Origin of the sequence: Polyangium jinanense (assembly GCF_028435265.1) — a bacterium.
Lineage (GTDB): Bacteria > Myxococcota_A > Polyangia > Polyangiales > Polyangiaceae > Polyangium > Polyangium jinanense.
In genome coordinates, this window is record NZ_JAGTJK010000056.1 from 34,725 (window position 1) to 56,555 (window position 21,831).

Annotated in this window: 14 protein-coding genes; 9 read left to right on the top strand and 5 right to left on the bottom strand. The window is 68.1% G+C overall.

The window, feature by feature from the left end; all coding sequences use genetic code 11:
- Positions 1-168 precede the first annotated feature (168 nt).
- The 3 genes from KEG38_RS46485 to KEG38_RS46495 all read right to left on the bottom strand — a co-directional run bounded on the left by KEG38_RS46485 (position 169) and on the right by KEG38_RS46495 (position 8,253).
- Positions 169-5,883, bottom strand: a complete 5,715-nt coding sequence (locus KEG38_RS46485; RefSeq protein ID WP_272427277.1) for a sensor histidine kinase — start codon at positions 5,881-5,883, stop codon at positions 169-171.
- Positions 5,884-6,112: 229 nt separating this feature from the next.
- Positions 6,113-7,702 (bottom strand): SDR family NAD(P)-dependent oxidoreductase, encoded by a 1,590-nt coding sequence (locus KEG38_RS46490; protein WP_272427279.1) that lies wholly within the window; start codon positions 7,700-7,702, stop codon positions 6,113-6,115.
- On the bottom strand, positions 7,702-8,253 hold the full coding sequence (locus KEG38_RS46495) for a hypothetical protein (RefSeq protein ID WP_272427281.1): 552 nt from the start codon (positions 8,251-8,253) through the stop codon (positions 7,702-7,704). Before KEG38_RS46495 ends, KEG38_RS46490 begins: the two co-directional genes overlap by 1 nt.
- A 286-nt stretch (positions 8,254-8,539) precedes the next feature.
- Here KEG38_RS46495 and KEG38_RS46500 point away from each other — a divergent pair, with 286 nt between their 5' ends.
- The 3 genes from KEG38_RS46500 to ybaK all read left to right on the top strand — a co-directional run bounded on the left by KEG38_RS46500 (position 8,540) and on the right by ybaK (position 10,395).
- A complete protein-coding gene (locus tag KEG38_RS46500; RefSeq protein WP_272427282.1) occupies positions 8,540-8,899 on the top strand; it encodes a DnaJ family domain-containing protein in 360 nt (119 codons plus the stop codon).
- A 69-nt stretch (positions 8,900-8,968) separates the two neighbouring features.
- The gene (locus KEG38_RS46505) at positions 8,969-9,925 is read left to right on the top strand and encodes a PLP-dependent cysteine synthase family protein (RefSeq protein WP_272427284.1); all 957 of its coding nucleotides are present in this window, start codon (positions 8,969-8,971) and stop codon (positions 9,923-9,925) included.
- Complete coding sequence (gene ybaK / locus KEG38_RS46510; protein ID WP_272427286.1) at positions 9,922-10,395, top strand: Cys-tRNA(Pro) deacylase; 474 nt, start codon at positions 9,922-9,924, stop codon at positions 10,393-10,395. Before KEG38_RS46505 ends, ybaK begins: the two co-directional genes overlap by 4 nt.
- Before the next feature lie 378 nt (positions 10,396-10,773).
- Here ybaK and KEG38_RS46515 read toward each other — a convergent pair whose 3' ends face one another.
- Positions 10,774-12,336 (bottom strand): serine/threonine-protein kinase, encoded by a 1,563-nt coding sequence (locus KEG38_RS46515; RefSeq protein ID WP_272427287.1) that lies wholly within the window; start codon positions 12,334-12,336, stop codon positions 10,774-10,776.
- A 112-nt stretch (positions 12,337-12,448) separates the two neighbouring features.
- Here KEG38_RS46515 and KEG38_RS46520 point away from each other — a divergent pair, with 112 nt between their 5' ends.
- The 5 genes from KEG38_RS46520 (at position 12,449) to KEG38_RS46540 (ending at position 19,074) form a co-directional block, all read left to right on the top strand.
- Positions 12,449-13,249: a crotonase/enoyl-CoA hydratase family protein gene (locus KEG38_RS46520; RefSeq protein ID WP_272427288.1), complete on the top strand. Its 801-nt coding sequence runs from the start codon at positions 12,449-12,451 to the stop codon at positions 13,247-13,249.
- 138 nt (positions 13,250-13,387) lie between these two features.
- Positions 13,388-14,815, top strand: a complete 1,428-nt coding sequence (locus KEG38_RS46525; protein WP_272427290.1) for a PAS domain-containing protein — start codon at positions 13,388-13,390, stop codon at positions 14,813-14,815.
- 95 nt (positions 14,816-14,910) lie between these two features.
- Positions 14,911-15,774 (top strand): Crp/Fnr family transcriptional regulator, encoded by an 864-nt coding sequence (locus KEG38_RS46530; protein WP_272427291.1) that lies wholly within the window; start codon positions 14,911-14,913, stop codon positions 15,772-15,774.
- A gap of 38 nt (positions 15,775-15,812) precedes the next feature.
- Positions 15,813-16,652, top strand: a complete 840-nt coding sequence (locus tag KEG38_RS46535; RefSeq protein ID WP_272427293.1) for a 2-oxo acid dehydrogenase subunit E2 — start codon at positions 15,813-15,815, stop codon at positions 16,650-16,652.
- Positions 16,653-16,683: 31 nt separating this feature from the next.
- Complete coding sequence (locus KEG38_RS46540) at positions 16,684-19,074, top strand: alpha-amylase family glycosyl hydrolase (protein WP_272427295.1); 2,391 nt, start codon at positions 16,684-16,686, stop codon at positions 19,072-19,074.
- 3 nt (positions 19,075-19,077) lie between these two features.
- Here the strand turns inward: KEG38_RS46540 and KEG38_RS46545 are convergent, their stop codons facing one another.
- On the bottom strand, positions 19,078-20,016 hold the full coding sequence (locus KEG38_RS46545) for a DUF72 domain-containing protein (protein WP_272427297.1): 939 nt from the start codon (positions 20,014-20,016) through the stop codon (positions 19,078-19,080).
- A gap of 316 nt (positions 20,017-20,332) precedes the next feature.
- Between KEG38_RS46545 and KEG38_RS46550 the strand changes: the two genes are divergently transcribed.
- Positions 20,333-21,814: a CHASE3 domain-containing protein gene (locus KEG38_RS46550; RefSeq protein WP_272427298.1), complete on the top strand. Its 1,482-nt coding sequence runs from the start codon at positions 20,333-20,335 to the stop codon at positions 21,812-21,814.
- Positions 21,815-21,831: the final 17 nt, after the last annotated feature.

Sequence of the window (21,831 nt, forward strand, 5' to 3'; positions counted from 1 at the left end):
GGCCATCAACAGCCCCCTGAACCCCCATAGCATGTAACGCGCCCTTCCGGAGCGCCTCTTTGCGAGGGACAGACCCTTGCGCGGCCGGTGGTGTCGCCCCCAACGAGAGGGCGAGCCACGGCATATGACCTCGCTCACCAGCTTGGATGTGATCCGCGCGTCGCGGGCTCAGCAGGCTGTCGAGAGGTGGCCGGCACACGGAAGCTCGAGAGTGAACGACGAGCCGACCCCCGGCTCGCTCTGAACACGGAGCGCGCCTCCGTGCGCTTCCGCGATCCGGCGGCTGATGTACAGGCCAAGCCCGAGGCCGCCGTAATTCTCGGAGGCGGCGCGCTCGAATCGCTCGAAGATACGCTCCTGCCGCGCCGGGTCGATACCGATTCCATGGTCTTTGACCACGATGCGCGCGATCCCTTGCTCCTCGCCGTAGAAAATTTCGATGGGCTTACCGGCTCCGAATTTGATCGCATTCGAGAGGAGGTTCGTCAGGATCTGCTCGATGCGGTCGGGATCCCAACGACCGACGACGTGGTGGTCGTATTGGATGTGGACCGAGCACCGCGCTTGCGAAAGCTCCGGCTTGAGCTGGTCGAGCACATTGCGGAGGAGCGTCGCGAGGTCGACGTCCTCGCGCTCGAGCGGGAGCCGGCCTCCGTGGAGCTGCGAGACGTCCACGAGGGCCTTGTTCAGCCGGGCCAGGCGCGTCCCCTGACGCAGCGCCCGCTCGACCAGCTTGCTCATCACCTGCGTATCGCCCGATCGACCGGACCGGATGGCCCGATCCATCGATTGCAGCGTGAGCCGGAGCGACGTCACCGGCGTATTGAGCTCGTGCGAAGCCACGGTGAGGAATTCGTCCCGCACGCGGACGGCCTCCTGCGTCTTGCGGTAGAGGCGCGCGTTGTCGATCGCGACCGCGGCGCGGCGCGCGACATCTTCGACCAGCGCGAGATCGGCGCGCCCGTAGCGGCGCTCCGGCGTGGCGGAGACGACGCTCAGCACCCCGAGGGTTTGTCCGTGCGCCGCGAGCGGCACGACAATGGAGCTCTGCGCGCCGAGCTCGCGGCTGAGCTTCCTGTGCTCCTCGTTGACGACGAACTTCCCAATGACCTCCTCGGTGAGATCGGGAATCAGGATCGGCTCGCCCGTCTGCAAGACCTTGGAGGCCGGGTGAGGTGAATTCGTGCGAGGAGGATACCACCGCTGGAGCTGCTCGAGCAACGGCTCCTTCGCGGGGTCCTTGTGGGCGCCGCAGATGCGCCGGATCTCGCCACCTTCCACGATGTCGATCACGCACCAGTCGGAAATGGATCGCACGGATAGCCGCGCGAGGCGCGCCAGCGTCTCCTTGTAATCGAGCGACTCCGAAAGGAGCGCCCCCGCCTCGGCGATGAACGTGGCCCGGCGCTCCGCCGCCTCGGCCGCCGCGCGCGCCACCTCGGCCGCTGCCCGCGCCGCCTCGGCCGCCGCGCGTGCTGCCTGCTCCTTGCCGAGGAGCTGCGCCTTCTCCAGGGATATCGCCGCCTGCGTGGCGAGGAGCGAAAGGGCGACGAGCCGATCGGGCGTGAACGCGCCGGCGAGGAGGTTGTTCTCCAGATAGAGCAGACCGACCACCTCGGTCTGCCGGAGAATGGGCAAGCACAGGAGGGACCTCGGCTTCACGCGGGCGATGTAGGGCTCCGAGGCGTATTTCGCCGCCTCGGCCGCGTCCTCGAGGATCACGCGCTCCTTCGTCCGCATGGCGTAGTTGACGATCGAGACGGGCACGAGCGACGACGAGAGCGGCTGCGATTCCAGGAGCTTCGTCGCCACGCCGCTTCCCTCGAGGGATGCCTCCGCCTCGATCGAAGAGCAACCATCCCGGCAGAGGATCAGGCAGCCTCGTTGCGCTCCGCCCTGCTCGAGCACGACCGTGAGCAGCGTGCGCAAAAGCTTGTCGAAGGTGATCTCGCCCGAGATGGTCTGCGAGGCCTTGGTCACCGATAGCAGGTCGAACTGCTCGGACCGGACCCCGAAGGTGGTGGTGGGCGCGAGCGACCTCGACTCGAGGAGGCGGGGATGCTGCTGGTCAATCTGTCTCACCTTGCCATCAGCGCCCCAGCGGGCGTAGCAGGCGCGCGCCTCGCGGAGGCACGTATCGGCGAACAGGGCGAATCCACGCGCCCGGTAGAACCGAGACGCGAGCTCGTAGGCGAGCGCTTCGATATGAACGAAGCCATTCTCGCGCGCCGAGCGGGTGGCCTCTTCATAGAGACGCTCGGCGTCGAGCTCTCGGCCCTCGATGCGAGCCACCTCGGCCGACACGAGAGCGTAGCGGTTCAGATAGTTCTCGGGACAGTTGTCCGCCCAGAGCTTGAGCTTCTGCAGCCCCCGTTCGAGGGTGCGCGCGAACTCCCGCTGCTGCGCGGCAGGCGCCTGCGGATAGAGCGCGGTCAACGTGAGCGCATGGTAGAAGTGATGCGTGGCCTCGATGGGCTGCGCCATGACCGCCCCCAGCATCGTCGCCGCTCGGGCCGCAGCATCGAGCGCCTCGCGATACCGTCCGTCGTTAAACGCGGCAACGTGCTTCATGACATGGTAGAAGGCAATCCCGCAGCCGAATGTCGCCCCCGTGATCACGGCCAGACTTTCAGCTTCGTCGCAAGCTCGATCGTCGAGGTTTGCCGGCTCCAGCGTCGGTCCTTGCAGGCTCGCCACGAACTGCCGTTCGAGCTGGATCGTATGAAATACCGTATCGTTGTGGCTCTCTCTGGCGAACGCGAGGTATTTCTGCGCCACGCGGAGGACTTCGTCGAGCGGGCTGCCGGTCTCCAGAACCAGCCATACCGTCAGAACGGTTACGAGGCCGGCAAAAACGAGATCGCCGACCTCCAAGCAGGCGAGGAATGCCTGCTCCATGATCGGAACGCTGGTCGCAATGGGCCTCCGCCAGGAGTGGATGTGGCCGCCATGCATGAAGAGCAGCCTGCCCTTGAGCTTGGCGTCGTTGAGCTTCTCGTTCAGCCGCAGCGACATCTCGGAGAACTCGTAGGCGGACGGTATGTCGCCGAAGACCGACGCCAACATGATGCCGTAGGCGCAGTAGGCGAAGCAGGTTTCCTCGGCGTTCCCGTACCGCAGGGAGAAGCTCAACGCTTTGACGACGCCGAGCGCGAACATCTCCGGTCGCGCGTTGTACGCGCAGGGGATCGAGTCGACGAGCACGCCGATGATCGCCCTCCCATCGGGGTCGCTCACCACCGGCGCGTCGAGGAGGTCGGCGATCCGGAGGCCGCGCAGGCTGGCCGAAATGCCCCGGTTCTCGGCTTCGACTGCGGCCTTTATCTCCTCGTCCGACGCGGGCAATGTCACGCAGAAGAGCCGCAGGGCTTCCTGTGCGACCGTCACCCCGTCGGCATATCGCCCCGAGACCTGGTACAGCCTGATACGCAGCCGGTAGACCCTGGCTCGGTCGGGATTGGAGCGGGCGTTCTGGAATATCAGGTCGAATAGCTCATCGGCCCGCTGGAAGTTGCCGACGAGGTACTCGCATTCGGACCGCTCCATGTAGAGGGCGAACGTTTCTTCGTACTGCGTGCGCCAGGCGTCCGCGGCCAAAAGCGCCGTCGCTTGGGCCAGATAGCTCTGCGCCGACGCGTACGCAATCGAGGCCTTCGCCCTTCTTCCCGCCTGGAAGTCGAGCCGGCAGAGCGTCTCCTTTTCGCGTGGATCGGTGATGAGCGCGACGCCATGGTTGAGCTGGTTCGCGACATCGAAGACCCGCTCCGCGATCACCTCTTCTGGCAACTTCGCCAAAAGGAGCCGGCCGATCCGCAGGTGCACCTCGGCCCGCTGCTCCTCGGGGATGAGCGAATAGGCCGCTTCCTGGACACGGTCGTGGAGAAACTTGTATACGTCGTCCAGGCGGAGGACGAACCCGGCGCGAACGGCCTCCCAGAGGCTCGCGTGCGTGTCCTCCACCGATCCGCCGCGAGCCATCGTCAGGATGGCGGCCTCCGCAGTGTTTCCCAGACAAGCGAGGTGTTTCAGCGCTTCCTGGGTGCTTGCCGGAAGCCGCACGAGCTTCCCGATCATCAGGTCGACCACGTTGTCGGTGAAGCCCTTTTCGCGGATCTTGGCCACGTCCCATTGCCAGATCCCCGCGCGCCCATCGAACTCGATCAGGCGCTCTTCGTGAAGCGCCGTGAGGAACTGGATCGCGAAGAAGGGATTGCCAGCCGTCTTCTCGTGAACGAGGTCCGCGAGTGGCCTTACGCCCTCGCGAGGGCAATGAAGCGCATCGCTGACGAACATGGCGAGGTGCTCGCGGGAAAGCGGGCCGAGCACGATATCCGAGACGCGCACGCCCTCCTTCCGCACCTTGTCGAGCATCAGCATGAGCGGGTGCGAGGGGCTCACCTCGTTGTCTCGACATGCACCGATCACGAGGAGATGGCACGTCTTTCCGTGCGTCAGCAGATCCTGAAGGAGTCCGAGGCTCGCCGAATCGGCCCACTGGAGATCGTCGAGGAAAAGCGCGAGGGGATGCTCCTTCCGGGCGAACACCCCGATGAAGTGCCGGAACACGATGCGGAACCGGTTCTGCGCCTCGGCCGGGGGCAGCTCGGCGACCGGCGGTTGCGGGCCGATGGCGAGCTCGACCTGCGGGATCACGTCCACGATGAGCTGTCCGTTGATCCCGAGCGCGCCGAGCAGCCGCTGCCTCCAGGCGGCGATCCGCTCCTCGCTCTCCGTGAGGATTTCGAGCACGAGGTCCCGGAAGGCCTGGACGATCGTGGAGTAGGGGATACCGCGCTTGTATTGATCGAACTTCCCTGCGATGAAGAAGCCTCGCTCGCGCACGATCGGCTTCTGCAGCTCGTTCACGAGCGCCGACTTGCCGATGCCGGAATAACCCGAGACCAGGACGAGCTCGGGGGATCCCGTATCGAGCACGCGCTCGGGCGCGGAGAGCAGCGCCGCGATCTCGCCCTCGCGACCATAGAGCTTCTGGGGGATCTGGAGGCGATCCGGAATGTCGTGCTCGGCCAGGGGGAACGGTTCCAGCCGGCCCTCGGCTCGCCACTGGCCCCGGCACTGCGCGAGGTCGTTCAGCAGGCCGCGAGCGGTCTGGTAGCGATCCTCGGCCATCTTGGCCAGGAGCTTCAGGACGATCGCGGAGAGGATCTCGGGTAGCTCCGAGACGAACGTGGAGGGCGACGGCGGGGCACGGGCGACGTGGCAATGCACCCATTCGAGCGGATCGTGCGCCTCGAAGGGCAGCCGCCCGGTGAGCATCTCGTAAAAGGTCACGCCGAGGGCATAGAGGTCGGCGCGGCTGTCGATCGACCGGTTCATCCGCCCCGTCTGCTCCGGAGAGAGGTAGGGCAGCGAGCCCTCGACGAGGCGCGGGCTCTTGGAGGCCTTGTGCTCGCGGGGGAGGCTGGACGCGCACCCGAAGTCGGCGAGCTTCACCTGGCCGGTGGCCGCGTTGAGGAGGATGTTCTGGGGTTTGAGATCTTTATGGATGATGTCGCGCTGGTGGAGCTCCGCCACGGCCGCCGTGATACGAACCGCGAGGTCGAGGAACCGCTCGGTGGGCAAGGGCGCGCCGAGGAAGTGGTCGAGCGACTGACCACCGAAATCCTCCATCACGAGCGCCGGCATTCCCTCGTGCGTGTCGAGGGCGATCGGCTTGACGATGGCCTGCGCGTCGAGTCGCCCGAGGATCTCGTATTCGCGCTTCAAACGCTCGAGACCGCGCGGGTGGCTGCGCCTCGGGTCCAGCACCTTCAGGATCACCGGGAGGTGATCGGCCGTCCGGACCCCGCGGAGCAGAAGGGTCTCTCTCCCCTCGTGAAGCGTTTCGAGGATGGCGAACGGGGGTACGTCCTTCATCGGCATGGGAAGAGCTCGCCGCCAGGAGCGGGCGCCCGGGAAGGGGCACGCGGGAAGAGGCCCAGCCGCGACATTCCGTCGACAGCCCCTCGAACGCCCATCCCTCTAGCATGGGATGTGCCTTCCGCTCTAGCCCACAGCCATGGCCCCCGCGTCGAGCGCGCTCGGGCGGGCGAAGAGCTTCACGTGGGAAGGATATGCGTGAAGGACGCCGCGGATCAACGATCCCTGGTGCTCACCACGGCGTCGGCTTGTAATCTTTGAAAAACTGCCCGTAGGCGTGGATGCCTGTGGCGAACCCCTCGAAGATCGGATCCACGATACGGGCCGCGCCGTCGACGATGTCGAGCGGCGGGTGGAAGCCGTGAATGGATTGCTTGCGGACCGCGATCTCCGCGGGATCCTCGTCCGTCACCCAGCCCGTATCCACGCTGTTGATGTGGATGCCGTCCTTCACGTAATCCTGTGCCGAGGTGCGCGTGAGCATGTTGAGCGCCGCCTTGGCCATGTTCGTGTGCGGGTGTTTGTCGGTCTTGTGCTCGCGGTAGAATTGCCCCTCCATCGCCGAGACGTTGACGATGTGCTTGTCGCGCGTGGGATGCCGCGTCATGAGGCCCTTGAGCTTGCTGCTCAGCACGAACGGGGCGATGGCGTTGACGAGGTGCACCTCGAGGAGCTCGATCGTGGGCACCTCGGCGAGCGCGAGGCGCCAGCTGTTCTTGTCGCGGAGGTCTTTCTGCTGGAGGTCCGCGTCGAGCGCGCCGCGGGGGAAGAGATCCATGCGGCCGCGCAAGGCGTGATCCTCGGCCGTGAGCGGGATCTGCGAGAGCGCGACAGGATCCTCGAACAAGGCAAGCGAGCCCGTACGCGGGGCGAGGGCGGCGTCGTTTGCCCGGGCAAATGCTCGTTGCGCGGCGCGCTCGGCCTCGTGGCTCGCGACGAGGCGGGCCGCCTCGGGGGGCAATCGATCGGGCGATTGCAGCTCGACGTCGAGGAGGTGCTCGTAGAAGCCCGGCGGCCTGCGCACGGTCTGGCAGGCGTTGTGGATGATGAAATCGAGGCGCGGGAGGTGGCCTTCGAGGAATCGCGCGAACCGCTCGACGCTCGGGGTGAGGCGCAGATCGAGGCCGTGAATTTCGAGCCGATCGGCCCAGGCCTCGTAATCGCTCTCGCGGGCATAGCGGAGGGCGGCGTCGTGGGGGAAACGCGTGGTCACGACGACACGCGCGCCGGCGCGGAGGAGGAGGATCGCGGCCTGGTATCCGATTTTGACGCGCGCGCCGGTCACGAGCGCGACGCGGCCCCGGAGGTCGGCCGTCTGCGTGCGTTTCTGGTAATTGAGCTCGGCGCAGGGCGGGCAGAGCTGATCGTAGAAGAAGTGGACCCTGCGGAACTCGGCTTTGCAGACGTAACACTTGCGCGCGCCCGTGAGCTCGGCGGGCGGCGGGGTCTCCGTGGGACCGGGCAAAACACCGAAGCTCGGCGGCGGGGTCTGGAAGACGGGGGCGCGGCGGGCGGCACGAATGCCGGTCGCGTCGAGCAGCGCCGCGTCCTCGGCCTTCACGGCGAGGCGATCCTTTCTGCGAAGCGCCTTCGCGAGGCGGCGTTGCTCGGCGCGATCGGGCCGCGAGACCCGCCCTGCCGCTTCGAGCAGCCGCACGCGCGCCTCGCGTGGCACGTGCGCGAGGACGGCCCGGTCACGGACCACGGCTTCGAGCACGTCGAGGGCGACGCGGAAATCGTTCTCGGAAAAAGGAGCCTGCTCGGGGGCTTTGGGCTCGTGGTCTTCCTGTTCGTCCTGTTCGTCCGCGAAATCGTCGTTCATCAATGGAATGCGAGCCCGAAGAGCTGGCCGTCGAGGGGGATGGGCGCCTTGATGGCGCAGATGAGCCCGAGATCCAGGCCGTACGGGGTCCCCTCGGAGAAGGCGCTGACGGGGACGCCGATCCGGAGGGCCGCGGAGAAGAAGCCAATGGAGACGAAAGGCGAGGCGTGGAGGCCGATGGTGGTGGCGCGATTGCCGTAGCCTTCCTCGAGGTACGCGCCGATCTCGGCGCCGAACATCATGAAGTTGATCTGCGGGCCAAACGCCCATCGGCCATGCGTGAACCCGACGGACTGGGCCTGCGCGAAGGCGCCGAGGCCGAAGCCGAACGCTTCGACAGGATATCGCACGTACGAGAGCTCGAAGCCGAGGGCGCCGGAGATCGTGTCGTCGGTGTGGCCCGTGATGCCGAAGAGTGGCCCGAGGCCGACGAAATTCTTCGCCTGGCGCAGGTTGCCGCGGCTCGGGGACGAGGGCTCGGGCGTAAGCGCAAACGCAGGGGGCTCGGCCGAGGCCACCGCCGTCGCCGTGAGGCCTGCGGCGAAGGCCACAAACGAGCAAACGAGCCGGACGAGGCCCGGTGGCCCGAATCGCCTGCCCGACAATGGACGAGGAGCGTCCCCAGCGCGGTAGCGCATCGCGGCGGAGCATACATGGATCGGAGACGCTGACCAGCCGCTTTGGAGGGGACCGCTTGGGTTCGTCCGGCAGGCGCGTCCGGAACGGCCGCGGGGAATGTTCACGTCCACCCAATGTACCGTAACGTCGTGCCTTGACCGGCCTGCGGGCGCACCCCACGACGAGTATCGACGGGCAACCCGAGCAAGGAGACGAGGCGTGCGTTCCAGGGATTTTCATGTGCTCGTGGAGGCGCGGATCCGGGAAGCGGAGGCGCGAGGGGCGTTCGAGGACCTGCCGGGCAAGGGCAAGGCGATGCCCGCGGACGACCTCGCCGGCCTGCCCGAGGAAGACCGCATGGCCGCGCGGATCCAGCGCATCGCGGGGAGCGCGCCGGAGGAGGTGGAGCTCTTGCGGGACATCGCAGCGCTGCGCGAGCGGCTCGCGGCCTGCAAGGACGAGAAGGAGCGGGCGAAGCTTACGGAAGCGCTCGGGGCGAAGACGACGCGGCTTTCGATCCTGTTCGAGGCGTCGGGGCGGAACGTGCTCGTGCACAGCAAGTTGACGGAGCCGCGGTGAAGGGCGGCGCCGCGGCCAACTTCCGGTTCGGAAAGGACAACTGCGGCGACCTCGGCTAGCCTCCCCCCCATGCTCCGACGCTCGATGAAATGTTGGCTCGCGCGACTCGCGGCGGGCACGCCCACGGTCCCGCTCCGGGACGAAGAGACGGGGTGTACCCTCTGGATCAAGCTCGAGTACATGCTCCCGAGCGGATCCACGAAGGACCGCATCGCCAGCTTCATCCTCGGCCACGCCGTCGAGCGGGGCGTGCTCGGCAGCGACAGCGTCGTCGTCGAGGCGTCGAGCGGCTCGACCTCGATCGCCTTCGCCATGGCCTGCGCCATGATCGGCGTGCGATTCCGCGCCGTCATGCCCGAAGGCGTGAGCGGCGAGCGCTTGCTCATCATCCGTCGTTATGGCGGCGAGGTCGTGCTCACGCCGAAGCACCTCGGCGTGCCCGGCTCGATCGACGAGACGCGGCGCATGGCCGAAGCGGACCCGCGGGTCTTCTGGCCGCGACAATTCGAGAATCCCCAGAATGCCCTCGCCCACCAGCGGACCACCGGGCCCGAGCTCATCGCCCAGGTCGGCACCACGATCCACGGGTTCGTCGCGGGGGTCGGGACCGGCGGGACGCTCATGGGGATCGCGCGGGCCCTCGTCGAGGCAGGGCAAAAGGCGGTGATCGGAAGGCCCCGGCCCGAGCGAGGCGTGTGTTTCGAGGGGCAACCCGAGATCTGTGGCGGGATTCCGGGCGTCGTGGATGGGCTCTCGCACATCCTCGACGAGGACGCCGTGGGGGGCGTGGTCTCGCTGCCCGTACCGGACGCGGAGGCCATTCGCGCGGCGCGGGATCTCGTGTCGCAAGGGTTCCCGGTGGGCCCGTCGAGCGGGCTCAATCTGGCCGGCGCGCGGATGCTGGCGCGCAAGCTCGGGCCGGGGCACGACATCGCAACCGTGCTCTGCGACCGGATGGAGCGGTATTTCTCGACCGATATGTTCCAGGACCTGTCGGGGGACGAGGCCGCAAAAAGCACACGATGAAGACGAATGCGGTGAGGCTGCTCGATACGCACGGCATTTCCTACGAGCTCCGGGCGTACGAGGTCGATCCCGAGGATCTGCGGGCCGGGACAGTGGCCGACAAGATCGGCTTGCCCGTGGAGCAGGTCTGGAAAACGCTGGTATGTCGGGGGGATCGGACGGGCGTCTTGATGGCCGTGCTCGCGGGCAACGAGGAGCTCGATCTGAAGGCACTCGCGCGGGCCACGGGCGATCGGAAGGTGGATACGGTGCCGCTGAAGGAGGTGCAGCCGCTCACGGGGTACGTGCGCGGCGGCGTGACCGCGATCGGCGGCAAAAAAGAGTTTTTCGTGGTCGTCGACGAGACGATCGAGCTTCACGACGTGGTGTCCGTCTCGGCAGGCGTGCGGGGGTTGCAGATCCTGCTCGCGCCGGCCGATTACGTGCGGGTGGTGAACGGGAAGCTCGCGCCGATCGCCCGCAGCGCTTAGGGACGCCGCGCCGGGGCGCTGCCCCGGACCCCGCGGGGGCTGTTCGCCCCTCGACCCGAACCAGGGCAAGCCCTGGACTCGTGTTGGAAGAACTGCGCGATGCGCAGTTCTTCCACAGGCCGGTGGCAAGACCAGGGACAGCGTTGCCAGTAGAAATGGCAGCGCGGCTGTCTTGGTCGGCAGGGGTCGTTCCTCGGCCTGTTCGATGAACTGCGCACCGCGCAGTTCATCGACCCCGGGTCCAGCGCTTGCGCTGGTCCAGGTCCAGGGGCGGATAGCCCCGGTGGGGCCTGGGGCAACGCCCCAGCGAAGCGCCCCCCAGATGAGACAGGACAACGACCTCCGCGTCCAGGACAACGACCTCCGCGTCCAGGACACCTACCGGGTCAAATGTCGCAGCAGGCGCGCGAGTGCGAGGAGCGCGCCGGCGCCGATGAGGATGGCGGCGACGTAGGACAACCGAAGTGGCCCGAACCCGACGCGCTCTCCTCCGAGCCAAAGCCATCCGGCGATCTGGTCGAGCACGCGGATGAGCACACCCGCGCTGGCCAGCGCGACCGGGCCGCCGAGCATGCTGCGGACGTCGGGCGCGGGCTCGTGGGGCACACTCGGGAGCGGCCCGCGCGGGGCCGACGACACGCGTGACCTCGGGACCGAGGAGACCCGCGGGCTCGGCTGCGACACCGGCGCATCGACGCGTACGGCTGGCATCGACGTGCTCGATCGGCGCGGAGGCGCGTTCGGGCCGCTCGCACCCCAGTCCACGTCGATCGCGGCGGCGTCCCGGGCGCTTCCGGACAGCACCGCGGGCGGGTCGGACAACCGTGAGATGCGGCCTGCGCCTTCGTCGGCGAGCACCGTGGAGGCGACGTCGAGGCTCGCGGGCGGCACGGAGACGGCGCGCATCGAGCCCGATGCGCGACGCGTCTCCTGCCCCTCGAGGAGCGGCGCGCGCAGGGTCCCGGATCGATGCACCGTCGGCGCGGAGAGGCGCGTCCCTGTGCCGAGGGCTTGCTCCACCTCGTCCCAGAATGCGCCGGCGCTCCCGGGGCGCTCGCGTGGGTCCACGGCGAGCGCGCGCCGGAAGACGGCTTCGAGCGCGTCGGGCACCACGACGCCCTCGTTCCGCGGCGTGGGCCTGCGCTTCTCGTCGAGCACGGTCCCCATGATCGCCACGGCGTCGCCGTCGATCACCACGCGGCCGGCCATGGTCTCGAGGAACGCGAGCGCGAGGCCCCAGACGTCGGTCCACGGGCCGGTCGTGCCGAACCGCTTCGGCGCCCACTGCTCTGGCGCGCCGTACCGCGGCGTGAAGGCGAGCGGCGTGGCTTCGTCCGCCCGCGTCATTTCCCCGGCCATCACGGAGGCTGCATCGCGGGCGCGGGCGATGCCGAAGTCGAGGATCTTCACGTACTCGGTGCCGTGGACCTCGGCGAGGAAGATGTTCGCGGGCTTGATGTCGCGGTGGATGACGCAGATCGGCCCCTGCGGCGCGGGAAAGTTGTGGGCGATGTCGAGGGCGCGGGCGACGGGCGTGAGCAGCCGCGCGGCTTCGACGTAGCTGAGCGGCGGCAGGCCGTCCGTGGCGCGCTGCTCGATGAGCGACCAGAGCGTGCGTCCTTCGAGCCACTCGAGCGCGATGAACGGCACGATGAGACCGCTGTCGAGCGTGATGACGTCGTAATGCAGCGGCCTCACGACCTCCGGGATCGTGGCCGAGAGCCGGAAGAGCATCTCGGCTTCCTCGCGAAATCGTTCGAGGAAACCGGCGCGCAGGTCCTCCGGGATCGTGGGGATCTTCAGGCACTTCAGCGCGACGGGGGCGCGGAACGCTCCGTGGAGCGCGCGGTAGACGACGCCGAACCCCCCTTCGGCCACCGCCTCTTCGATGGTGAAGGGGCCCTGCGTCGTGCCGGCGATCCCGAAGACGTCCTGGGCCATCGCACCCGAGCATACGACGTCCGGGGTAGCGCGGTGAAGTGGGGAGGCGCGAGGCCGGGGTCTCGGCCGGCTTCCGGCCGACGCCCGAGCGGTCTCTGCTAGCCTCGCCCGCATGAGTGAGTTCGTCTCTCTTGAGATTTCCGAAGCGATCGCGACCGTCACACTTCTCCGGCCCACGATGCCGCCCGCGCTCTTCGTCGAGCTCGAGGTGCTGTTCGAGCGTCTCGCGACCGAGAAGGGCCTGCGCGCTGTCGTCGTGCAGTCGACGGCGAAGGCGTTCTCCTTCGGGCTCGATCTGCGCGCGGCGATGGCCGATCTCGGCCCGCACCTCGCGGGCGCAGGCGCCGCCGAGCGGATGGAGCTGCTCGGGCTCATCCGGCGCTACCAGCGCGGCTTTGACGCCGTCGCGGCCTGCCCTGTGCCCGTGATCGCGGCCATCCAGGGGCCTTGCATCGGCGGCGGGCTCGACCTCGCGGCGGCGTGTGACATCCGCCTCTCGACGCGCGACGCGTACTTCTCCGTGCGCGAGACCAAGATCGCGATCGTGGCGGATCTCGGGAGCTTGCAGCGGCTGCCGCGCCTGCTCGGCCAGGGGCTCGTGCGGGAGCTCGCGTTCACGGGCAAGGATCTCTCGGCCGAGCGTGCGCTCTCGATCGGCCTCGTGAACGAGCTCTTCGACGACGCGGCGGCACTCCAGGCGGGGGCGCGCAAGCTCGCGCTGGAGATCGCGGCGAATCCGCCGCTCACGGTGCGCGGCGTCAAGGCGGTGCTCGATCACGGCGAGGGCAAGTCGGTCGCCGACGGGCTCGCCTACGTCGCGGCGTGGAACGCGGCGTTCCTCGCGTCCGAGGATCTCGGCGAAGCCATGGCGTCGTTCATGGAGAAGCGACCGCCGCGGTTCGCAGGGAAGTAAGTAGGCGGGAAAACACGACGAATTCGTTGCGAGCGGACGAGCTGGAGGTGCACCATGGCCTGTGATGGGGGCCATGAACATCGCACCGAATCCGGGGTGCGGCGTCGTGCTTCCCCTGGAGGTGGACGCTTGATGCGCATGGACTTGCCCGCTGCGGACACGCTGCTTCGTGGCTGCCCGACGCCCCTCGCGCGGCTCTCGCTCTCCGGCGAGATGCTCGCGACGAACGCCGCGTGGGACGCACGCGTGGGCAGCGGTTCGCTCGACGCTCGCGTGCACGAACAGGAGCGCGCCGCGCTCGCGGAGGCGCGACGCGAAGCCTTCGTTTCAGAGGCGACGCGCTCGCTCGACGTGCGCCTCGCGCGGGAGGGCGAGCGCGCGAGGCTCTCGTTCTGGCGCGCCGATGAGCAGACGCTCTGGGCCTCGGCGGAGGTGAGCCGCGACGAGCACGAGGAGCGCAAGGCACGCCTCCTCCTCGACTGCTTTCGCAAGATGGACGCGATCGTCTGGTCGTGCGATGCGGAGGGCAACATCCTCTTGTCGGATGGCAAGGGGCTCGCGCACCTCGGCCTCGTCCCCGGGCAATCCGTGGGGAAGAACGTGTTCCGGCTCTTCCCGCCGGACGCGGCGGTGCACACGATCGTCAAGCGCACGCTCGCCGGCGAGACCTTCTTCCACGAGGACGTGACCGAGAAGGCGCACTGGCTCGCCGTCTACACGCCGCTCGTCGACGCGAGCGGCGCCGTGAAGGGGCTCCAGTCGCTCTCGATAAACCTCGCCGAGGATGTGCAGCTCGCCAAGCGCTCGAAGGTCCTCGCGGAGTGCGTCGCGCGGCTGCCCATCACTCTGTTCGCGCTCGACAAGGATGGGACGTGCACGCTCTTCGCGGGGGCGCTCGGCAAACGGCTGGGGCGCTCGGCCTCGGATCTCGTTGGGAAAAACCTGCTCGAGGTCTACGGCGACCGCGAGGACATCGTCTCCGACATGCGACGCGCGCTCGCGGGCGAGGAGCACGTCGTCGTGCGCCCGATGCGCGACACCCAGGTCCGCATCCGGTACGTGCCGGTGCGAGATCCGTTCGGCAAGGTGATCGGCGTGTGCGCGGCAGCCGAGGACGCGACCGAGCAGATGCTGTTCGAGGCGAAGATCCAGGAGCAGCTCGACCTCATCGCGTCGCAGAAGCAGGCGATCGCCGAGCTCGGCACGCCGATCATCGAGGTCTGGCAGGACGTCCTCGCGGTGCCCGTCGTGGGCACGCTCGACACGGCGCGGGCCGAACAGATGCTCGGGGCGCTTCTGGAAGCCGTCGTCGAGAGACAGGCGCGCTTCGCGTTGCTCGATCTCACGGGCGTGGAGAAGGTGGATACGGACACGGCGCAGCACCTCGTCCGCGTGATCGACGCCGTGCGTCTCCTCGGCTGTGAGGGGATGATCACCGGCATCCGGCCCTCGGTCGCGGAGACGCTGGTCGGGCTCGACGTGAACCTCACGCAGACGCGCACGCTCCGCAGCCTCAAGGACGCGCTGCGCTCGTGTGCCGGGCTCGGCGCGCGCCCGAAGCGCTGACCCTCTCGCGCAGCGCGCGCATTCATGCCAGGATCCGCCCCCCGCGCCGCGGAAAACCCTTTCAACGCTTGGGTCCGCGGCGACAAGGACCTGCCATGACGATTCGACCCGCCGATCTCCACGCGATTCCCCTCTTCGAGGGCATCACCGAGGCCCACCTCGCCGAGCTCATCGAGGGCCTCGAGCGCGTCACGCTCGCGCCTGGCGACGTGCTCTTCGAGGCCGGCACCGAGCCGAAACACCTGTGGCTGCTCGCCTCGGGCGAGATCGCCCTCGAGCAGGCCGGCGAGGTCCGCTTCCGTCTCGCGCCCATCGCGCCCATCGGCGAGCTCGGGGCGCTGACCGGGCTCTACCGCAACACCCGCGCGGTCGCGACCGAGGCGTCCGAGCTTTACCGCATCGGTGTCGTCGCGCTCATGCGGTTCTTCGAGAGCCACGGCGACGTCGCGTTCCCGTTCTATCACAACCTGCTGAAGATCGTGGCGCAGAAGGTCCACCGCGATGCGATGCGGCAGGGCGAGATGCGGGCGAACATCATCCGCACGCAGAAGGCCATGAAGGAGCTGCGCGACCGCGTGCTCGAGGCCGAGGAGACGCCGATCAGCCGCGCGGTCTGCGAGACGCTCGACACGCTCATCGAGCACAACCGCCGCGTTCACTACATGGTCACGCCGGCCTACGCGCTCTCGACCTCGGTCCGCCTCGACACGGGCGTGCTCATCCCCGTGAGCGCGATGTCGGACCGGTACCTCGAGCTCGTCTCCTTGCCGGACGCGAAGGCGGGCGACGAGGTGAGCTTCGTGCTGGTGATCCCGAACGGCGAGATCCCGGTGAGCGGCAAGGTGCGGCAGGCGGGCGAGGGCTCGGTGCTCATCGAGCTCGACCTGCTCATCGAGGAGTACGCGAAGAAGCTCAGCGAGCATTTGACGCGTGTGCAGATGCTCGATTTCGTGGTGTAATCGTTCCGGTAGCGAACCCAATCCCCCGGGGGAAAGACATGAACTCGACGAGGCGCAAGCTCGCCATTGCCACATGGTCCTCGCCGCGCGAGGGCAACATCTACGGCAAGCTGGTCATGGATGCGGGCGAGGCGCTCGCCTACATCGAGCACCTGCGAAAGACCACCGGGGAGAAGGTCACGGTCGGCCACATCGTCGGCAAGGCCGCGGCGATGGCCCTGAAGAGCGCGCCGGGGCTCAACGGCCGCATCGTCCTCGGCAAGTACGTTCCCCACGAGACCGTGGACGTCACGTTCCTCGTCGCGCTGGAGGACGGGCGCGACCTCGCGAAGACGAAGATCCCACGCGCCGACGAGAAATCGGTCGCCGACATCGCGAAGGCGCTCGCCGAAGGCGCGGGCAAGCTCCGCGGCGGAAAGGACGCCGATTTCGAGAAGAGCAAGGGCATCGTGCGGGCCCTGCCCTCGTGGCTGCTCAAGCCCGTCCTCTGGACGACGGGGTTTTTGACGGGCTCGCTCGGGCTCGCGGCGTTCGGGCTGGAACCCTTCCCGTTCGGCTCGTGCGTCATCACGAACGTCGGCGCGTTCGGCGTCGACGAGGGGTATGCCCCGCCGACCCCGTTCGCGCGCGTGCCGGTGCTCATCCTCGTGGGCGCGGTGCGCGAGCAGCCTGCGGTCGTCGCGGGCAAGGTCGTCCCGCGGCCGCTCGTGACGATCACCGCGACCGTGGATCACCGCTTCATCGACGGCGCGCAGCTCGGCCAGCTCGCGAAGGTGCTCCGGAAGGGTTTTGAAGAGCCCTGGACGCTCGACGGCGTCACGAAGGCGCCGTGGGCCACGAACGATGCGCCCGAGGCGCACGCGACGAACGGCGGGTGACGCCAAGGCGGCCGGGCTCTACTCTGGGCCCATGTCGCGCAGCAGTCCCCTCCTTCTCGCTTTCCTGACCCTTCCTTTCGCGTTCGTCGCGTGCGGCGACGGCAACGAGCTCGGCTCCGGCGGCTCCGCGGGCACCCTTGGCATCGGCAGCACGGGCCCCGGTAGCAGCGGCCCGGGCGGCGCGGGGCCCGGCCCTGGCAGCGGCGGCGCGGGCCCCGGCAGCGGCGGTGCGGGCGGCAGCGGTGGCGTGGGCGGCAGCGGCGCGGGCGGCAGCGGCGGCGGCAGCAACGCGCTTTGCCCGACGACCTTCACGTTCATCCCGCCCTCCGGCGCGAGCTCGCCGCGTGTCCCCGGCGAATGGCAAGGCTTCGACCTCGCAACCGCGCCCGTGATGACCGGCCCCGACGCGAGCGGCGCCTACAAGGCCACGGTCATGCTCCCGCCGGGGCTTCATGGTTACAAGCTCGCCTACCAGGACGCGGGCGGCGGCACGCAATGGATCCTCGACCCGGCGCAGGGCCGCCGCAAATACCTCGGCGGCATCGAGAACAGCGCCGTCAAGGTGCGCGATTGCAACCTCCCCACGCTGCCCGTGAAATCCACGAAAGCGACGCGCATGTCACCGGGCCAGGGCGTGTTCACGGCCGCGCTCGATTATGTCGACGGCGCGGACGCGAGCGGGGCCGACGCCGCGGGCTTCGAGGCCACGCTGCTCGAAGACGGCACGAAAAAGCCCCTCGCCGCGCCGCTGGTCACGGTCTCGCCCGAAGGAAACGTGCAGGTCTCGCTCGCGGGCCTCGCCGACGGCAAATACCGCGTTACGCTCCGGCCGCGCACCAAGAGCGGGCGTGTCGGCGAGCCCGTTCACCTGCCCTTCTGGATCGAGGCCGAGCCCTTCTCCTGGAACGACGCGGTCGTCTACATGGTCCTCACCGATCGTTATCGCGACGGCGACCCCTCGAACAATGCCTCGCCGACGCCCGGCGCGGACGTGCGCGGCGACTGGAAGGGCGGCGATCTCGTGGGCCTCACGCAATCGATCGAGGAGGGTGAGCTCGACAAGCTCGGCATTCGCGCCATCTGGCTCACGCCGTTCCAGACGAACCCCGAGGCCTCGTACCTCGCGGCCGACGGCGTGCACAAGGTCACGGGGTATCACGGCTACTGGCCGGTGAAGGCGCGCGAGGTCGATCCGCGCCTCGGCGGCCCGGACGCGCTGCGGGCGCTCGTGAAGGCTGCGCACGCGCACGGGATCCGCATCCTGCAGGATTACGTGGTCAACCACGTGCACATCGAGCACGAATACTTCAAGTCGCACCCCGAGTGGTTCCGCACGGGCTGCGTCTGCGGCACGGCGAACTGCGACTGGACGGCGAAGGCGCTCGAATGCCTCTTCGCCGATTACATGCCCGACATCAACCACTCGGTCCCCGAGGCGAACGCGCAGTTCGTCGACGACGCCGTGTGGTGGCTCGACGAGTTCGATCTCGACGGCCTGCGGGTCGACGCGGTCAAGCACGTCGAGGAGCTCGCCACGCGAAACCTCTCCGTCGAGGTGCGCGAGACCTTCGAGAAGGCGGGGACCCATTACTTCCTGATGGGCGAGACCGCGATGGGGTGGAACGACTGCGGCGACCCCTGCAACGACGAGAATTACGGCACGATCGCCCGGTACATCGGCCCCTTTGGCCTCGACGGCCAGTTCGATTTCGTGCTCTACCACGGCGTCTCGTACCGGACGTTCGCGTATGGCGACAAGGGCATGCTCCACGCCGATTACTGGACCCGGCACGGTCTCGAAAAATGGCCGAAAAGCGCGGTCATGACGCCCTACATCGGCAGCCACGACACCCCGCGCTTCGTCTCGCTCGCCGATTACGCGGACGGCGACCGCGGGATCCCCGGCAACCAGTGGGACAACACGGCCGTCGCGCCCTCCGACGCCGTGCCTTACGAGCGGATGCGCGTGGCGATGGCGTGGCTGCTCGCGCTGCCGGGCGCGCCGCTCATGTATTACGGTGACGAGTATGGCCAGTGGGGCGGGGCGGATCCGAACAACCGGCTCATGTGGCGGCCCGAGAACGGGCTTTCGGCCGAGGAGAAGGCGACGCTCTCGTTCGTGCGCAAGCTCGGCACGGCGCGGCAAGCCATTCCGGCGCTCCGGCGGGGGGAGTATGTCTCGCTCGGCGCGACCGAGGACACGCTCGTCATCGGGCGAAAGCTCCCGGGCGCGACCGGCGCGATCGTCGCGCTCACGCGGGCGGACGCGCCGGCGCAGATGACGGTGGACGCCGCCACGCTCGGATTCGCGTCCGGGACCGTTTTGAAGGACGCGATGGGCGGCCCCAATGTGACGGTCCCGCAAGGCGGCATGATGACGCTCACCGTGCCCGCGAAATCGGCGATCGTCCTCTCCCCCTGACGATCACGCGGCGAGCTTTGCCCGCGGCTCGACGATGCGGGCGCCCGCCCTCCGGAGCATCTCCGTCAGATCCACCGCGCTCCGCACCGACCAGTCTCGATAACAGTTGTTCATGATGACGTGGACCTCCCGCGTCTGTCGGGACAGCCCCACGATCTTCGGCACCCAGCTCGCGAGCTCTGCCTTCTCGTATTCGTAGGCGAAGCGCTCGGCGGCGCTGGCCGATTTCTTCTCCCACGTCTCGACGTTGCGGCCGTGGAAACGGACGAGCGCGACATCGGCCGTCGCCTCCGCGATCGGCGGAACCGACGAGGCGAAGCCTTGCGGCTCGTCCACGCACGTATACACGAGCCCTTGTTCCCGGAGAAATGCGAGCGTCTCGTCCCGGTGCCGCTCGCCGAGCCAGCCCGCGTTCCGGAATTCGATCGCGAGGCGATGGCCGCGGAAGAGCACAAGCGTCCGCTCGATGCGCCGGAGCGACGCGGACGAGAACGTGAACCACACCGGATACTGAAACAGCACGAGCCCGAGCTTGCCGCTCGCCTGGAGCGGCCGGAGGGCCGAAACGAACCGCCCGGCGAGCTCATTCAGAACGTCATCGCCGAGGTCCTGCGGATAGATGCGTTGTTTCTCGCGGACCGCCCGCGGCAGCGCGTCCCGCATGTCCCGCGGCAGCCCACGCGGCGCGATGTAATGCTCGCTGAGCGGCGCCACGACCTTCACGTCCATCGTGAACCCCTCGGGCGTGCGCTCGCTCCAGAGCTCGGCGTTTCTCTCGGCGAGCAAGGCGTAATGCGTGCTGTCGACCTCGACGATGGGGAACGACGACGCGTAATACCGCAGCCTGGCCTCGGCCGTCCGGACGCTGGGCGGATAAAAGCCCGAGGAGAGCAGCGTCGGCTCCGTCCACGCCGAAATACCGATCTTCACGAGCGCAGGCATGGCTCTTTCGCATGCAGGCGTCGCGCCAGCCGGGACCCTAGAGCATCGACCGGTTCGATGCTCGGAAGATCGCGAAGCGATCTTCCCTCAGGGGGTGAATCGTCCGGGCTTTGCCCGGACGAGAGGGGGACGCGAGGCGTCCCCCTCGGGACAAAAGAGCAAGAACATCGAGCGGTTGTAAACCGCTCGATGTTCTTGCGACCGGCCAACCGTTCGTCCACAAAAGAGAGCGTGCAATTTCGTCCGAGTCATGCATTCATGGAAACCAACGTGCGCTCGTGCCCGTGGGGGGCGCGCGCCAGCTCGGAGGCGCGTCATGTTGTCTTCCTGGACGATTGGGCAGAAGCTCGCTCTCGGCTTCGCCCTGCCGCTCATCATCCTCGGCCTTTTGGGATTTTTCTCGTACCGCAGCACGCAGCAGTTCATGGACACGAGCGCGTCGGTGGCTCATACCCACGAGGCGCTCACCGATCTCGCGGAAATCCTCTCCGATTTGCAGGACGTGGAGACCGGCCAGCGGGGGTACGTGCTCACGGGCAAGGAGGAGTTCCTCGGTCCCTATCACTCCGGTCGTGGCGACGTGTTCAAACACGTCGAGCAAGTCAAGCAACTGATGTCCGACAACCCGCGCCAGCAGGAGCGAATCGCGCGCCTCTCGGAGGAGATCGACGCGAAGGTCGACAACACGGATGCGTCCATCGTGGTTCGTCGCGACAAAGGGTTCGAAGCGGCCGTGCAAAACATCGCCGACGGGCCGGGCAAGGCGCAGATGGACGCGGTCCGAAAGACGATCGCCGAGATGGTGGACGAGGAAAACAAGCTGCTCGAGCAGCGCGGGGCGGATGCCAAGGAAGCCGCGGACAGGCAAACGGGCGTGCTCCTCGGGGGTACACTCGCCGCGATCCTCGTGGTGTCCGCGGCCGCGCTCCTCATCATCGGGGGGCTCGGAAAGCAGATCGGAGGCCTCGTGCAGCGCATGCAAAGCGCCGCGGCCGAGCTCGAAGCCGCCGCGACGCAGCAAACTCGGGGCGCGAAGGAGCAATCGCAGACCACCACGGAAGTGTCGACGACGTCGCGCCAGCTCGTCTCCACCGCGCGCCAGATCGCCGGCAGCGCGCAGCGGGTCACGCAGCTCGGCGGCGAGACCACGCAGGCCGCGAGGACCGGCGAACGCACGGTCGCGGCCGCGACCGAGGCCATCCTCGGCGTGCAGAACGAGGTCCAGCGCATCGTCGATCACATGATCCATCTCGGCCGCAAATCGCACGAGATCGGCGGCATTCTCGACATCATCAACGAGCTCTCCGAGCAGACGAACATCCTCGCGATCAACGCGACCATCGAGGCCGTCGGCGCGGGCGACACAGGGCGGCGGTTCGGCGTCGTGGCGAGCGAGATCCGCAAGCTCGCCGATCGCGTGGGCAGCGCGACGAAGGACATCCGCCGGCTCATCGAGGAGATCCGCGGTGCCGCGAACACGACCGTCATGGCGACCGAGGACGGCGCCAAGGCCGTGGAGAACGGGACACGCCGCTTCGGCGAGCTGACCGAGAGCTTCAAGCGGATCGCCGATTACGTGGCCAGCACGGCCGAAGCCTCGCGCGAGATCGAGCTCAGCACGCAACAGCAGACGAGCGCCATGGAGCAGATGAGCACGGCCATCGAGGAAGTCGCGGCGACGGCGCGCGAGACGGCGGCGAGCTCGGGCCAGACGCTCCAGACCGCTTCGGAGATCGTCGTCATGTCACGCGAGCTCTCGCGGCTCGTCCGCAAGGATACCCAAGAGCTCGCGGCCTGACGCCATCGATTACGAAT

Bases quoted from the DNA above. Each gene is read 5' to 3' on its own strand.
- KEG38_RS46530 (WP_272427291.1), top strand. From the start codon at position 14,911: ATGACGATTCGACCCGCCGATCTCCACGCGATTCCCCTCTTCGAGGGC.
- KEG38_RS46485 (WP_272427277.1), bottom strand. From the start codon at position 5,883: ATGCCGATGAAGGACGTACCCCCGTTCGCCATCCTCGAAACGCTTCAC.
- KEG38_RS46515 (WP_272427287.1), bottom strand. From the start codon at position 12,336: ATGGCCCAGGACGTCTTCGGGATCGCCGGCACGACGCAGGGCCCCTTC.
- KEG38_RS46505 (WP_272427284.1), top strand. From the start codon at position 8,969: ATGCTCCGACGCTCGATGAAATGTTGGCTCGCGCGACTCGCGGCGGGC.
- KEG38_RS46545 (WP_272427297.1), bottom strand. From the start codon at position 20,016: ATGCCTGCGCTCGTGAAGATCGGTATTTCGGCGTGGACGGAGCCGACG.
- KEG38_RS46535 (WP_272427293.1), top strand. From the start codon at position 15,813: ATGAACTCGACGAGGCGCAAGCTCGCCATTGCCACATGGTCCTCGCCG.
- KEG38_RS46540 (WP_272427295.1), top strand. From the start codon at position 16,684: ATGTCGCGCAGCAGTCCCCTCCTTCTCGCTTTCCTGACCCTTCCTTTC.
- ybaK (WP_272427286.1), top strand. From the start codon at position 9,922: ATGAAGACGAATGCGGTGAGGCTGCTCGATACGCACGGCATTTCCTAC.
- KEG38_RS46490 (WP_272427279.1), bottom strand. From the start codon at position 7,702: ATGAACGACGATTTCGCGGACGAACAGGACGAACAGGAAGACCACGAG.
- KEG38_RS46525 (WP_272427290.1), top strand. From the start codon at position 13,388: ATGGACTTGCCCGCTGCGGACACGCTGCTTCGTGGCTGCCCGACGCCC.
- KEG38_RS46520 (WP_272427288.1), top strand. From the start codon at position 12,449: ATGAGTGAGTTCGTCTCTCTTGAGATTTCCGAAGCGATCGCGACCGTC.
- KEG38_RS46550 (WP_272427298.1), top strand. From the start codon at position 20,333: ATGTTGTCTTCCTGGACGATTGGGCAGAAGCTCGCTCTCGGCTTCGCC.